We start from the raw sequence: 13816 nt of genomic DNA on the forward strand, positions 1-13816 counted from the left end.
GAGTTCCGCCCACCACCCGCACCCGACGTAGGATTCCTGGGTGGCAACCCCCAAGATCGTCCTCTTCTACGCGTTCACGCCCCTCGCCGACCCCGACGCCGTGCGCGTCTGGCAGCGCGACATCGGCGAGGCGCTCGGGCTGCGCGGACGACTGCTCATCTCGAAGGACGGGATCAACGGCACGCTCGGCGGCGACATCACGGCCCTGAAGAAATGGCTCCGTTCCTTTCGCTCGTACGCGCCGTTCGCGGACGCCGACATCAAGTGGAGCGAGGGGACGGGGCTCGATGCCGAGGGCCGCAGCCTCGACTTCCCCAAGCTCAGCGTCAAGGTGCGCGACGAGATCGTGTCGTTCGGAGCCCCGGGGGAGCTGCGGGTCGACGAGCACGGCGTCGTCGGTGGCGGCACGCGGCTGAGCCCCGAAGAACTTCACGGCCTGATCGAGGAACGTGGCGACGACGTGGTGTTCTTCGACGGCCGGAACGCCCTCGAGGCGCAGATCGGGCGGTTCCGCGGCGCGGTCGTGCCCGACACCGAGACGACCCGGGATTTCGTGCAGCTCCTCGACTCCGGCGCCTACGACGACCTGAAGGGCAAGCCCGTCGTCACCTACTGCACCGGCGGAATCCGCTGCGAGGTGCTGTCGAGTCTCATGACGGCTCGCGGCTTCGGGGAGGTCTATCAGCTCGAGGGCGGCATCGTCCGCTACGGCGAGAAGTACGGCGACGACGGCCTGTGGGACGGGTCGCTCTACGTGTTCGACGGCCGTGGCTCCGTCGACTTCTCCGACCATGCCCGCGTCATCGGCGAATGCGTCGGCTGCGGAGCGCCCACCAAGCGCACAGCCAACTGCCCCGACCTCTCCTGCCGCTCGCAGTTCGTGGTGTGCGAGGACTGCGTGGCTGTGCCCTGCACGGCGCACGCCGCCTGAACGCAGGTCGACCCGACCCGACCCGACCCAGCCGACCCGAGCCGAGCGTCCCGGAGCCCTGCCGTCAGACCGCCGCTCCCGGCTCGGCGGCCCGGGGCGCATACAGCGACCGCGGCAGCAGCGCGGCGCGTACCCGCGTCGGTCTATCGACGCTGGCGCGCAACTGCCTCAGCACCAGGCCCAGTGGCTCGGACAGATCAGTCTCCGCATCACCGGAGCGGGCGTAATTGGACTGCTCGACGGCATCCGTGAGTCGACGCATCGCCGCCGCGTCGACCTGGTTCGACCGCACGAGACCCGCCGCACGCACACGTGGGGTCTCGGCATCGGACACGTCTTGTTGGAGGTCGATCAACGTGTCGCGGAGCTCGGCCCAAGCCGCCGCGGGGTCTCCGCCTCGCGCTCGGCTCATGCGACCGCGGCGCTCCACGACGCGGATGAGCGCCGGCAACAGGAGCAGCACGACGACGCCGAGTGCGGTGAGCGCGACCGGCATCGGGTCGAGGGTGCGCCGTGCGCCGCCGTCCGCCGAGTCGCCGCCGTCGGGGTCACGGTCCACCTCCGGAGCCGAGGTCTCTTCGCTCTGCGGAGCGGTGGTGGGGACGGGGACGGACGGGTCTCCGGAGCCACCGCCCTGCGTAACTCCTGCGCGGAAGGCGGTCGGCACGCCCAGGGAGGCGGTCGGCTCGAAAGGAACCCAGCCGACGCCGGGGAAGAGCACTTCCGGCCAGGAGTGCAGCTGATCGCTGGTCACGGAGAACACCGATTCCGTGCCCCGTTTCTCGTCGGTGAGCGCGCCGGGCAGGTAGCCGACCACGATGCGCACCTGCATCCCCAGGCTCTCGGCCATCAGGGCGAAGGCGCCGGCGAAGTGCACGCAGTACCCCTGGCGCTCTTCGAGGAACTGCGCCACGGCCTCGGCCCCGGTGCCGTCGAAGCCTTCCTGCACCGGTGTCTCGAGGGAGTACGCGAACTGCGAGCGGAACCAGTTCTGCAGTGCCACGAGTCGGTCATAGTCGGTGCTCGCGGCCGCGGTCACGTCGGTGGCCGTCTCGGCGATGATCCCCGGCAGCTCCACGGGCTCCGCCTCGGGATCGTCGACGGGGGGCGCGGCGTCGATCGCGCGGATCTGCTCGAGCGTCGGGATCAGGCGGGACGAGGTGACGGTGTAATCGTTGCCGACGGCATCGGCGCTGCGCGAGAAGAGCGTGCGGTTGTCGGGGGAGACCCGCCACGAGCCGCTCAGACCCTGCACGGCGGTGGCCGGGTACGGCACCGGAAGCCACGAGCTCGACATCCGCAGCACCCGGATGGAGGTGTTCTCCTCCTCCGTCGCGATCTCCTCTCCCCACTCCGCGGCGCCGAAGCCGTCGTCCTGCGACTGCAGGTCACCCCGGTCCGGCTGCCAGACCCGTCCGTCGAATCGGGAGAGCGTCGTCAGCCGCAGGTAGGGCGCAGTCTCGCCGTCCGCCGCCACGGTCAGAACCTCGACCGGGTTCGGTTGGCGCAGGTCATCGCCGAGGCGCAGCGAGGCATCGACCGTGACGCCGACGCCGGTGCCGGCCATGCTCGTGGCCACGGGCAGCGCGGGGGCGATGGCGACGGTCGTGGCGAGCGCGGCCGCCCCCAGCGCGACGGCGAGGGACGTCGACGATCGCCGGGGCGATTCCGGATGCCGGCGCGCGGTGTAACGGAAGAGGAGCAGGGCCATCACGCCGTAGAGCACGAACCAGATCACGTTCGTCTCACCCAGGGTGACGATCATCGGCACCGCGCCGATGGCGCCGGTCAGCAGCGCGGCCAGCACGGCCGAGCGGTGCGCCACGAGCTGGTCGAGGAGGATCGCGACGATCGCGAAGCCGGCGCCCATCGTGGCGGCGAGCCCGGGCGAGGCGTCGAGCGGCGCGGAACCGAACGCGACCTCCTCGAAGGCCGCGGCCCCGAGGGCTCCGAACACCGCGAGGGTGGTCGTCGTCGGGACCACCCCGAAGATCGCGGTGTCACCCGCGACGAGCAGCGTCACGGCGCCGATGGCCACGACGATCTGGGTGAGGAGGGTGCCGGTGTCCCGGACCCATGCCGCCCGTCGGCGCAGCAGGTGCCGCAGCAGCATTCCCGTGCCAGCCACGACGATAACCACGACGAGGACCGTGCCCGACCAGGTGCCCGGAGAGATGACCGACGTGTACGGCCACGTCGCCACCAGCGTCGCCGCAGCCGCCATCGCACCGGGGCCGACGACACCGGTCGTCTCCTCACGGTCGCGATGCCACCGTGGCGCGGTCGGCGCGGGGGCGGCCGCGGTCGCGGGTGACTGCTCAGCGCGGAACATCGCCGACCCCGATCCGCGCCGAGACGGCATCCTCCCACGCCTCGGCGATGTCCTCGCCGATCTCCACGACCGTCCAGCCGTGCGGGACGGAGGCCTCGGCGGCACCGGGCAGCAGCTCGGTGCTGAACAGCATCGGGGCGGTGGCTCCCGCCGGACGCAGCAGGGCGGCGTCCTCCTCATCGAGGCGCCCGGTGATGAAGACCAGCGGGCCGGGAGGCGTGCCGCCGATGAGCGACGCCAGGTCCCGGCTCTCGCCGCGGGGTGTCACCATCGCCAGCGCCACGAGCAGTCCGTCACGGTCGTCTTCGTGCCCGCGCAGGGCGCCGAGCAGAGTTCCCGCGCCGTCGATCACGTCGACGCTGTAGCCCTCGGACGCGAGATGGATGGCGGCGGATGCGCACAGGGAAACGGCGGTCTCGAAGGAAGGATCGGCGTGGACGCCCGGCGCATCCCAGTGGCGACTGCTGCGGTCGAGCACGACGACCGCGTCAGGGCTCGACTCCTCCTCTTCCTGACGCACCATGAGCTGCCCACGGTGTGCGGTCGCCCTCCAGTGGATGCGACGCATCGAGTCGCCGGGGATGTAGCCGCGCGGTGACAGGTTGTCGCTGCCCTGCCCCAGCCTCGTCGACGAGGTGTGCGCGGTTCCTCCGGCGGCTCCGACCCGCACGGCGAGCGGGGCGAGGGCGAAGACCTCGGGCACGACGGTGACGCTGCGGCTGTCGCCGAACGGCTGCTCGCGCTGCGCCAGCCCGAACGGATCCACCGTGCGCAGCATGAGCGGCCCGAGCGGCCAGACGCCGCGTCGGACGCCGGTGATCAGGTAGGTGAGCTGACCGGTCTCGGGCGGGTACTCGCCGCCCGAGTCGCCGGTGACGGCGTCGGGCAGCACGTCGTGCCAGAGCCCCCGTGGCACGCGGAGGGCGCGCAACGTGAAGCGCACCGTGACCCTCGAGGTCTCCGACACGGTCAGCAGGTCGGTCGAGATCTGACGGGTGACCGTCCCGGAGCGGCGGGGGAGACGCACGGCGAGGAGCGAGAAGAGGGTGAGGGCGGCGAGCAGCACCCCGATGTAGAGCAGGATGCGGGCGCCGAGGACGTTGGCGGCGATCATGCAGCCCAGCGCGGCGATGAGCGCACCAGCGCCGCGGCTGGTGAGGGATCGGCGTCGTCGCATGAGGGTCTCGGTCAGGAACGGGTCGCGACGGGAACGCGCACCCGCTCGACGATCTGGGTGAGTGCGGCTTCGACCGGCTGTGCGCCGGCACGGTGGGCGCCGCGTGCGGGAAGCAGCCGGTGCGCCAGCACGGGGATCAGCAGCGCGGTGATGTCGTCGGGGATGACGTAGTCGCGTCCGTCGAGGGCGGCCCACACCTTCGCCGCCCGGATCAGCTGCAGCGTCGCGCGGGGGCTCGCCCCGAGGTGGAGGTTCGGATCGGAACGGGTCGACTGCGCGAGGGCGACCGTGTACTCCTCCAGCGCAGGGGCCACGTGGACGGAGCGCGCCCACGCGATGAGCTGCGAGATGGACGCCGCATCGGCGACGGGCGTCACCGCGGCGAGCGGGCTCACCACGTCGCGCTGACGGAGCATGAGCGCTTCGGCTGCGGCATCCGGGTATCCCATCGAGATGCGCATCATGAAGCGGTCGCGCTGCGCCTCGGGCAGGGCGTACGTGCCCTCCATCTCGAGCGGGTTCTGGGTCGCGACGACCAGGAACGGCTTCGGGAGCATGTGCGTGGCGCCGTCGACCGTGACCTGTCCCTCCTCCATCGCCTCGAGCAGCGCAGACTGTGTCTTCGGGGAGGAGCGGTTGATCTCGTCGGCGATCACGATGTGGGCGAACACCGCGCCGCGCTTGAACTCGAACTCCCGATCGACCGGGTTGTAGACCGAGACGCCGGTGACGTCGCCGGGAAGCAGGTCGGGGGTGAACTGGATGCGGCGCACCGTCGCGTCCACGCTCGCGGCCAGCGCCCGGGCGAGCATCGTCTTGCCGACGCCGGGTACATCTTCGATGAGCAGGTGCCCCTCGGCGAGGAGGCAGACGAGCGCGCTGCGCACGGCATCGGGCTTGCCGTCGATGACCTGGCCGATGGAGCCGAGGATCGCGGAGGTCTGCGCGGCGAACCGCTCGGCGTCGATCGTCACCGGGACCAGGGGGGCGTTCTCGGGCATGCGTTCCCTCTCACATCGGCGCTGCGGTGCGCGTTACTCGATCGTAACCCTGTGGCGGGGGTAACGCTCTGGCAGGTTCCCCTGAGCTCGCCGCCATCCGCGGTGACGGTTCGAACCAGCCGGCGCATCGGGTTAGGATGGTTGACGGCTCTCCGCGTGGCGGCATCCAGGCCAATTCCCCCAGGGCGGAAACGCAGCAAGGGTAACCGGGCTCTGCTGGGTGCGCGGAGAGTCACTTTCTTTTTCTGCGGGTGATCCGCCGGATGCTCAGTCGTCTCCTGGCTGCACCTGCGACAATCATCCCGTGACCGTCACCCAGCCACCGAAGGCGCAGCATCCGCTCGGCCGTTTCGCCTCGCCGGTGCTCCTGCTCGTCGCGATGTGGGTCGTGCAGTTCGCCGATGCGATCCTGCCGGGATCGTTCACCGGTTTCGGACTGCGGTCGTGGGATGTGTCCGGTCTCGGTGGCATCGTGCTCGGTCCGCTCCTGCACGCGAACTGGCAGCATCTCATCGGCAACTCGGTGCCGTTCCTCGTCCTCGGCTGCCTCGTCGCGGTCGAAGGAACCCGCCGATTCTGGGCTGTCACGGCGATCGTCGCGGTCGTCGGCGGCATCGGCACGTGGCTCTTCAATGCTCCCGGCACGCTGACGGTCGGCGCCTCCGGACTCGTGTTCGGATACTTCGGCTACGTCGTGATGCGGGTGTTCGCGCCGGGCCGGGTCGCCCACCGGATCCTCTACGCCGTCATCGCGTTGATCGTGCTCGCCCTGTACGGTGCCACGATGCTGGCCGGGGTGTTCGGCGTCGCCGAGGGGATCTCCTGGCAGGGTCACCTCTTCGGTGCGATCGGTGGCGGACTCGCCGCCCTCATCGGCCGTCGCCCGCGAACAGAGCGCGGAGCGCTCGCGGCATGAGTCCTCGACGCGCGGCGTCGCCGGCGAAGCGCAGGCGGGCGACGACGAAGCCGAGATCGAAGCGGAAGAGCACGGCGCGGCGGCGCAAACCCGGCACGCGACGGCAGGCGGCGATCCGGCTCCGCCGCCGGAAGATCCTGCAGCGGGTGCTCGTGTCGACCACCGCCGTCCTGGTGCTCGGCGGGCTGCTGGCCCTCATCCCGCTCGGGCTCGCGCGCGACCCGGCACCGATCTGCATCGACGAGCCGCAGACGTTCCCGGAGGCGGGCATCGAGGGGTGGAGCGGAGAGCAGCTCGAGAATGCGGCGACCATCGTGCGCACGGCGGCCCGGCTGGGCTTCCCGCGAGAGGGGCAGATCCTCGGGGTGATGACGGCGATGGGCGAGAGCAGCCTGCGCAACATCGACTACGGCGACTGGGAGACGAGCGGGTTCACCAATCCCGACGGCTCGCGCACCACGAGCATCGGGCTGTTCCAGCAGCAGGACTGGTGGGGGAGTGCCGAGCAGCGGATGGATCCGGCGACCGCCACGACCCTGTTCTTCGACCGCCTCGGCCGGCTTCCCGACTGGCAGAGCATGCAGCCGTCGCACGCGATCCACCGGGTGCAGATCAACATGGACCGCGACTACTACTCGCGGTTCCAGGCGGATGCCACGGCGGTCGTCGACGCGCTGTCGGGCCCGTGCGAGTGACGCCGGCGCAATAGTTCCGGTGGGATGCCCGGTGGGTTCACGGATGCCGCGCCTAAGCTGAAGCCGTGGCGCAGAGCATCTACATCACCTCGGCCGAAGGCCATACCGGAAAGTCGACGATCGCCCTCGGGGCGCTCGACGCGTTGATGCGCGTCTCGCCGCGGGTGGGGGTGTTCCGCCCGATCGCGCGGTCCGTCACCGAACGCGACGACATCCTCGAGCTGATGCTCGCGCACGACGGTGTGCAGCTCGACTACGAGGACTGCATCGGCGTCACCTACGACGACGTGCGCAGCGACCCGGAAGCGGCGCTGTCGACGATCGTCGCGCGGTTCAAGGCGGTCGAGGCGCAGTGCGACTCCGTGGTGATCATCGGCAGCGACTACACCGATGTCGCCAGCCCCGCCGAGCTCGGCTTCAATGCCCGGATCGCCGCCAACCTGGGGGCGCCGGTCATGCTCGTGCTCAGCGGTCGTGATCAGCAGCGCCAGGCGGAGCAGCTGGGCACGACGACCGCTCGCGCAGCCGCTGCCGTCGGACAGATCGCAGAACTGGCGCTGTCGGAGCTCGCGGCGGAGCGCGCCGAGCTGTTCGCGGTCGCCGTGAATCGGGCAGACCCCGACGCGCTCGACGCCGTGATCGATGCCGTGCGTGCGGTCCTCCACGACGAGCGCACACCGGTGTGGGCGATCCCCGAGGACCGCGCGCTGGTCGCGCCCTCGATCCGCGGCATCCTCGCCGCCGTCGACGGCACCCTGCTCAAGGGCGACGACGATCGACTGGCGGCAGAGGCGCTGACGATCGTGGTCGCGGGGATGTCGATGGTCAACGTGCTGCCACGGCTCACCGAAGAGGCGGTCGTGGTGATCCCCGCCGACCGCACCGAGGTCCTCCTCGCGGCGCTGCTGGCCGATTCTTCCGGCACGTTCCCGCGCATCGCCGGCATCATCCTGAACGGCCCGTTCCCCTTGCCGGAGCCGATCCTCCAGCTGCTCGACGGATTCGCCTCGACGGTTCCGATCATCACCACCGACCTCGGCACGTACGACACCGCGGTACGGGTGATGGGCGCCCGTGGCCGGATCTCGGCCGATTCCCGCAGCCGGTACGACCGTGCGCTCGGCCTGTTCCAGGCGCATGTCGACATCGCCGAGCTCACGGAGAAGCTCGGGCTCGCGGAGTCGCGCGTCGTGACGCCGCTGATGTTCCAGTACGGGCTCATCGAGCGTGCCCGGTCCGACCGTCGCCGCATCGTGCTGCCCGAAGGGGAAGACGACCGCATCCTCCGCGCCGCCGCCACGCTGCTGGCCCGGGAGGTCGCCGACCTGACGATCCTCGGAGACGAGGCCGCGGTGCGGGCGCGGGCCGTCGAGCTCGGCGTCGACATCGCGGCGGCCCAGGTGCTCAGCCCCACCGACCCCGAACTGGTCGAGCGCTTCGCCACGGAATACGCGCGACTGCGCGCTCACAAGGGCATCACGCTCGCCCAGGCGGCCGACACCGTGACCGACGTGTCGTACTTCGGCACGATGATGGTGCACCTCGGCCTCGCCGACGGCATGGTCTCCGGCGCCGCGCACACGACGGCGCACACCATCCGCCCGTCGTTCGAGATCATCAAGACGAAGCCCGGCGTGAACGTCGTCTCCAGCGTGTTCCTGATGGCGCTCGCCGACCGGGTGCTCGTCTACGGCGACTGCGCGGTGATCCCCGACCCGACGAGTGAGCAGCTCGCCGACATCGCGGTCTCGTCGGCGACGACCGCCCGCCAGTTCGGGATCGATCCGCGCGTCGCGATGCTGTCGTACTCGACCGGAGAATCCGGCACCGGCGCCGACGTCGACAAGGTGCGCGCGGCGACCGCCCTCGTGCGCGAGAGGGCACCGGAGTTGCCGGTGGAGGGCCCCATCCAGTACGACGCGGCGGCGGATGCGGCGGTCGCCAAGGCCAAGCTCCCCGGCTCCGCCGTGGCCGGACGGGCGACGGTGTTCGTGTTCCCCGACCTCAACACCGGCAACAACACCTACAAGGCCGTGCAGCGATCGGCGGGCGCCGTCGCCATCGGACCGGTGCTGCAGGGGCTCAACAAGCCCATCAACGACCTCTCCCGCGGCGCCCTGGTCGACGACATCGTCAACACCGTCGCGATCACCGCGATCCAGGCGCAGGGAGAGCACGCATGAGCGCGATCCTGGTGATCAACAGCGGTTCGTCGTCGCTGAAGTACAGCCTGATCGACATCGAGCAGGAGAACCTGCTGGCGAGCGGGCTCATCGAGCGCATCGGCCAGGACGCCAGCCCGGTCGCCCACACCGTCCGCCCCGAGTCCGACGGCACGGCCATGCCGACGATGCTGGACGCGACGTATCGCGACGAGCGCCCGATCGCCGATCATGCCGCCGCCTTCGAGATCATGCGCGCGCAGTTCGCCGCGCACGGCCCGTCACTCGAGGAACACCGCCCGGTCGCCGTGGGGCACCGCGTGGTCCACGGCGGCGCCCGCTTCTACGCCCCGACGTTGATCGACGCCGATGTGGAGCGGCAGATCGATGAGCTGGCGGTGCTCGCGCCGCTGCACAACCCCGCGAACCTGGCCGGCATCCGCGCCGCCCGCGCCGTGTTCGATCAGGTTCCGCACGTCGCCGTCTTCGACACGGCGTTCCACCAGACGCTCCCGCCCGCCGCGTACACGTACGCGATCGACGCCGCGCTCGCCGCGGAGCACCGGGTGCGCCGCTACGGCTTCCACGGCACGAGCCACCAGTATGTGAGCGAGGCCGCGGCGGCGTTCCTCGGCCGCGACCTCGGCAGCCTCCGACAGCTCGTGTTCCACCTCGGAAACGGAGCGTCGGTGACGGCGATCGACGGCGGTCGCTCGGTCGAGACCTCGATGGGTCTCACCCCGCTCGAGGGCCTGGTCATGGGCACCCGCTCCGGCGACATCGACCCCGCCGCGCTCGTGCACCTGTCGCGTCGTGCCGGCCTCTCGATCGACGACCTCGACTCGCTGCTCAACACCCGCAGCGGGCTGGCAGGCCTCGCCGGTCGGAGCGACATGCGCGACATCCTCGCCGGGGTGGAGGCGGGGGACGACGCCGCGATGCTCGCCTTCGACGTGTACGTGCACCGCCTGCGCGCCTATGCCGGCGCGTACATCGCGCAGCTCGGGGGAGTGGACGTCATCTCCTTCACCGCCGGCGTCGGCGAGAACGCGGCGCCGGTGCGGGCGGCCGCGATGGCGACCCTCGGATTCGCGGGTGTGGAGATGGATGCCGCCCGCAACGAGGCGAGGGAACGCGGCATCCGGCGCATCTCCACGAACACCTCACCGGTGACGGTCCTCGTGGTGCCGACGGATGAGGAACTGCAGATCGCCCGGCAGACGGCCGAACTGCTCTGATCCGTCCGCCGGGGTTACCTCCTGAAGCGCCACCGCATTACGCTTGCACAGTGGCACGGAGAGGTGCCGGCCCGACGATCGCCCTTCTCCTGGAGGCTCTGTGCCAGAAGCACTGCCCGACCTGTTCCACGCCGACGGCGTACTGTTCGACCTCGACGGCGTGCTCACTCCGACCGCCGAGGTGCACATGCGCGCCTGGAAGGTCGTGTTCGACGACGTGTTCGCCCGCTGGGGCATCACGTCGCCGTACACCGATGCCGACTACTACGACTACGTCGACGGCAAGAAGCGCTACGACGGAGTGGCGAGTCTGCTGCGCAGTCGCAACGTCGAGGTGCCCTGGGGCGAGGTCGATGACGACCCCTCGGCCGAGACCATCTGTGGGATCGGCAACCGCAAGAACGCCGCCTTCGCGCAGTCGCTGCGCGGGCAGGGCATCGCGCCGTACCCGGGCTCACTCGCGGTCGTCGAGGCTCTGCATGCCGCCGGCATCCCGCTCGGCGTGGTGTCGAGCTCCAAGAACGCCGAGGAGGTGCTGGCCGCCGCCGGCATCCGCTCCTTCTTCCGGATCGTCGTGGACGGGGTCGTGGCCGAGCGCGACGGTCTCGCGTCGAAGCCCGCCGCCGACATGTTCGCCGCGGGCGCGGTGGCGCTCGGTGTCGACCCGGCCCGCTCGGTCGCCGTGGAGGATGCCACCTCCGGGGCCGCTTCCGCCGCTGCCGCCGGCTATGCGAGCGTGATCGGCGTCGACCGCGGTGCCGGTGCCGATGCGCTCCGTGCCGCCGGCGCCACCGTCGTCGTCGACGACCTGGCCGTGTTCGTCCCCGATACCCGCACCGACATCCCGGAGACCGCATGATCGACCGCGACCGCTTCCCCGTCGACCCCTGGCGACTGATCGACACGCACTACTCGGAGGAGGGCGTCGGCGAGACGCTGTTCTCGGTCGGCAACGGCTACCTGGGCCTGCGCGGCAACCACATCGAGGGCCGCGGCGCGCAGGAGCACGGCACGTTCATCAACGGGCTGCACGAGACCTGGCCGATCCGGCACGCTGAGCAGGCCTACGGTTTCGCCGAGGTCGGGCAGACGATCGTCAACGCTCCCGACGCCAAGGTCATGCGCGTCTACGTCGACGACGAACCCATCTCCCTCGACGACGCCGACGTGCGCGAGTACCGCCGCACGCTCGACCTGCGCACCGGAGTGCTGGAGCGTCACGTGGTCTGGGAGACCCCGTCGGGCAAGCGTGTGCGCATGCGTGACGAGCGCATCGTGAGCTTCGAGGAGCGGCACCTCGCCGTGCTGCGGCTCGAGGTCGTCGTCGAGAACGCCGATGCCCCGGTCACCATCAGCTGCCAGCTGCTGAACCGCCAGGACGGTGCGGGCGTGTACGCCGGCACTCCGATCGGCACGAAGGCCGCTGCCTTCGATCCTCGCAAGGCCGAGAAGATCGCCGACCGCGTGCTGGAGCCTGCCGAGCACTGGCAGGACGGGCTGCGCTCCGCGCTGTCGTACCGGGTCGCCGACTCCGGGATGACGGTCGCCGTCGTGGCCGACCACGTGGTCGAGACCGAGAACGAGTACAACGCCCGCACGCTCGTGGAGCCCGACATCGCGAAGAACGTGTTCCGCGTACAGGCGAAGGCCGGCGTCCCCATCACGGTCACGAAGCTCGTCAGCTACCACACCTCGCGGGGCGTACCGCCGCGTGAGCTCGTCGATCGCTGCCGTCGTTCGCTCGACCGCGCGGCCGATGAGGGCGTCGAGACGGTCTTCCAGCGTCAGCGGGCCTGGCTCGATGCGTTCTGGGAGCGCAGCGACGTGCAGATCGGTGGCCGCGACGACCTGCAGCAGGCCACCCGGTGGTGCCTTTTCCAGCTGGCTCAGGCCTCCGCCCGCGCCGACGGCGCCGGCGTCCCCGCGAAGGGCGTCTCCGGGTCGGGATACAGCGGACACTACTTCTGGGACACCGAGATCTACGTGCTCCCCTTCCTCACCTACACGACGCCGCGGTGGGCATACAACGCACTGCGGGCGCGGGTGAAGATGCTCCCGGCTGCGCGTCGCCGGGCCGCACAGCTCAACGAGGCGGGGGCGCTCTTCCCGTGGCGCACCATCAACGGCGAGGAGGCCTCCGCGTACTACGCGGCCGGTACCGCGCAGTACCACATCAACGCCGACATCAGCTTCGCGCTCGGCAAGTACGTGCGCGCGACCGGTGACGAGGAGTTCCTCCGGCGCGAGGGCGCCGACATCGCGATCGAGACCGCGCGGCTGTGGGCGACTCTCGGCTTCTGGCGTGCCTCGAGACTGGTGGAGGAGGCGGATGCCGGCGACGGGATCGAGACCTTCCACATCCACGGCGTCACGGGGCCCGACGAGTACACCACGGTCGTCAACGACAATCTCTACACGAACGTCATGGCGCGCTACAACCTCCGCTACGCGGCGAAGATCGTCCGCGAGATCAAGGAGAGCCACCCCGAGGACTATGTGAAGCTCGTCGATCGCACGGGGCTCGGCGTCGGAGAGGCCGAGGCGTGGGACCGCGCGGCGGAGGCGATGTACATCCCCTACAGCGAGGGCCTCGGCATCCATCCGCAGGACTCGCTGTTCCTCGAGCGCGAGGTCTGGGATCTCGCCAACACGCCCGCCGAGCAGCGACCGCTGCTGCTGCACTTCCACCCGCTGGTGATCTACCGGTTCCAGGTGCTCAAGCAGGCGGATGTCGTGCTGGCGCTGTTCCTGCAGGGGAACCACTTCTCGCCCGAGGAGAAGAAGGCCGACTTCGATTACTACGATCCGCTGACCACGGGTGACTCGACGCTCTCGGCGGTCGTGCAGTCGATCCTCGCCGCGGAGGTCGGGTACCAGGATCTCGCGCAGAGGTATTTCGAGCAGTCGCTGTTCGTCGACCTGCACGACCTGCACCACAACGCGGCCGACGGCGTGCATGTGGCCTCCGCCGGTGGAGTGTGGACGGCGCTGGTGTGCGGTTTCGGCGGCATGCGTGACTATGCCGGCGACCTGAGCTTCGATCCACGCCTGCCGGCCGACTGGCCGTCGCTGTCGTTCCCGCTGCAGTGGCAGGGATCCACGCTGCACGTCTCGGTCACCAAGGACGAGCTGCGCGTGCAGGTGCGCAGCGGCCCCCCGGTGCCTTTCAGCGTGCGGGACACCGCGTATTTCGCGACCGTGGAGGACGAGGTCGTCGTGCCGCTGGCGGACCAGGGACCACTGATCCCCGGGCGTCCGACGCTGCGGCAGTTCGCCGACGCCCGCCGCGACGACGGCACCCGGATGTCGGCATCCGTCCCCGTCATCACCACCGCCATCCCGGTGATCGAGTCGACCGATTGAC

The 13816-nt window shown here is 70.4% G+C and carries 10 protein-coding genes and 1 other RNA gene; 8 read left to right on the top strand and 3 right to left on the bottom strand.

Annotation, left to right across the window (positions count from 1 at the left end; translation table 11 throughout):
* Positions 1-40 precede the first annotated feature (40 nt).
* Positions 41-931: an oxygen-dependent tRNA uridine(34) hydroxylase TrhO gene (gene trhO / locus GZ67_RS0101315; protein WP_029261026.1), complete on the top strand. Its 891-nt coding sequence runs from the start codon at positions 41-43 to the stop codon at positions 929-931.
* Between the two features lie 64 nt (positions 932-995).
* Here trhO and GZ67_RS0101320 read toward each other — a convergent pair whose 3' ends face one another.
* From GZ67_RS0101320 to GZ67_RS0101330, 3 genes are read right to left on the bottom strand one after another with little or no spacing between them, the layout of a single operon-like run.
* Positions 996-3293 carry a transglutaminase family protein gene (locus GZ67_RS0101320; protein WP_029261027.1) on the bottom strand — a complete coding sequence of 766 codons (2298 nt, stop codon included), beginning with the start codon at positions 3291-3293 and terminating at the stop codon, positions 996-998.
* Complete coding sequence (locus tag GZ67_RS0101325) at positions 3250-4440, bottom strand: DUF58 domain-containing protein (RefSeq protein ID WP_029261028.1); 1191 nt, start codon at positions 4438-4440, stop codon at positions 3250-3252. The genes GZ67_RS0101320 and GZ67_RS0101325 overlap by 44 nt, the downstream gene beginning before the upstream one ends.
* 11 nt (positions 4441-4451) lie before the next feature.
* On the bottom strand, positions 4452-5441 hold the full coding sequence (locus tag GZ67_RS0101330) for an AAA family ATPase (RefSeq protein ID WP_029261029.1): 990 nt from the start codon (positions 5439-5441) through the stop codon (positions 4452-4454).
* 143 nt (positions 5442-5584) lie between these two features.
* Between GZ67_RS0101330 and ffs the strand changes: the two genes are divergently transcribed.
* The 7 genes from ffs to GZ67_RS0101360 all read left to right on the top strand — a co-directional run bounded on the left by ffs (position 5585) and on the right by GZ67_RS0101360 (position 13815).
* An RNA gene (ffs, locus tag GZ67_RS20320) (signal recognition particle sRNA small type) lies at positions 5585-5681 on the top strand.
* Between the two features lie 64 nt (positions 5682-5745).
* Complete coding sequence (locus tag GZ67_RS0101335) at positions 5746-6357, top strand: rhomboid family intramembrane serine protease (RefSeq protein ID WP_029261030.1); 612 nt, start codon at positions 5746-5748, stop codon at positions 6355-6357.
* Positions 6354-7052: a hypothetical protein gene (locus GZ67_RS0101340; RefSeq protein ID WP_029261031.1), complete on the top strand. Its 699-nt coding sequence runs from the start codon at positions 6354-6356 to the stop codon at positions 7050-7052. The genes GZ67_RS0101335 and GZ67_RS0101340 overlap by 4 nt, the downstream gene beginning before the upstream one ends.
* A gap of 65 nt (positions 7053-7117) precedes the next feature.
* Complete coding sequence (gene pta / locus GZ67_RS0101345) at positions 7118-9235, top strand: phosphate acetyltransferase (RefSeq protein WP_029261032.1); 2118 nt, start codon at positions 7118-7120, stop codon at positions 9233-9235.
* On the top strand, positions 9232-10452 hold the full coding sequence (locus GZ67_RS0101350) for an acetate/propionate family kinase (RefSeq protein ID WP_029261033.1): 1221 nt from the start codon (positions 9232-9234) through the stop codon (positions 10450-10452). The genes pta and GZ67_RS0101350 overlap by 4 nt, the downstream gene beginning before the upstream one ends.
* Positions 10453-10552: 100 nt before the next feature.
* Positions 10553-11311, top strand: coding sequence for an HAD family hydrolase (locus GZ67_RS0101355; RefSeq protein WP_036302886.1), 759 nt, complete (start codon positions 10553-10555; stop codon positions 11309-11311).
* Positions 11308-13815 carry a glycoside hydrolase family 65 protein gene (locus GZ67_RS0101360; RefSeq protein WP_029261035.1) on the top strand — a complete coding sequence of 836 codons (2508 nt, stop codon included), beginning with the start codon at positions 11308-11310 and terminating at the stop codon, positions 13813-13815. The genes GZ67_RS0101355 and GZ67_RS0101360 overlap by 4 nt, the downstream gene beginning before the upstream one ends.
* Position 13816 lies beyond the last annotated feature (1 nt).

This window comes from Microbacterium sp. Cr-K20, assembly GCF_000708325.1.
Classification (GTDB): Bacteria; Actinomycetota; Actinomycetes; order Actinomycetales; family Microbacteriaceae; genus Microbacterium.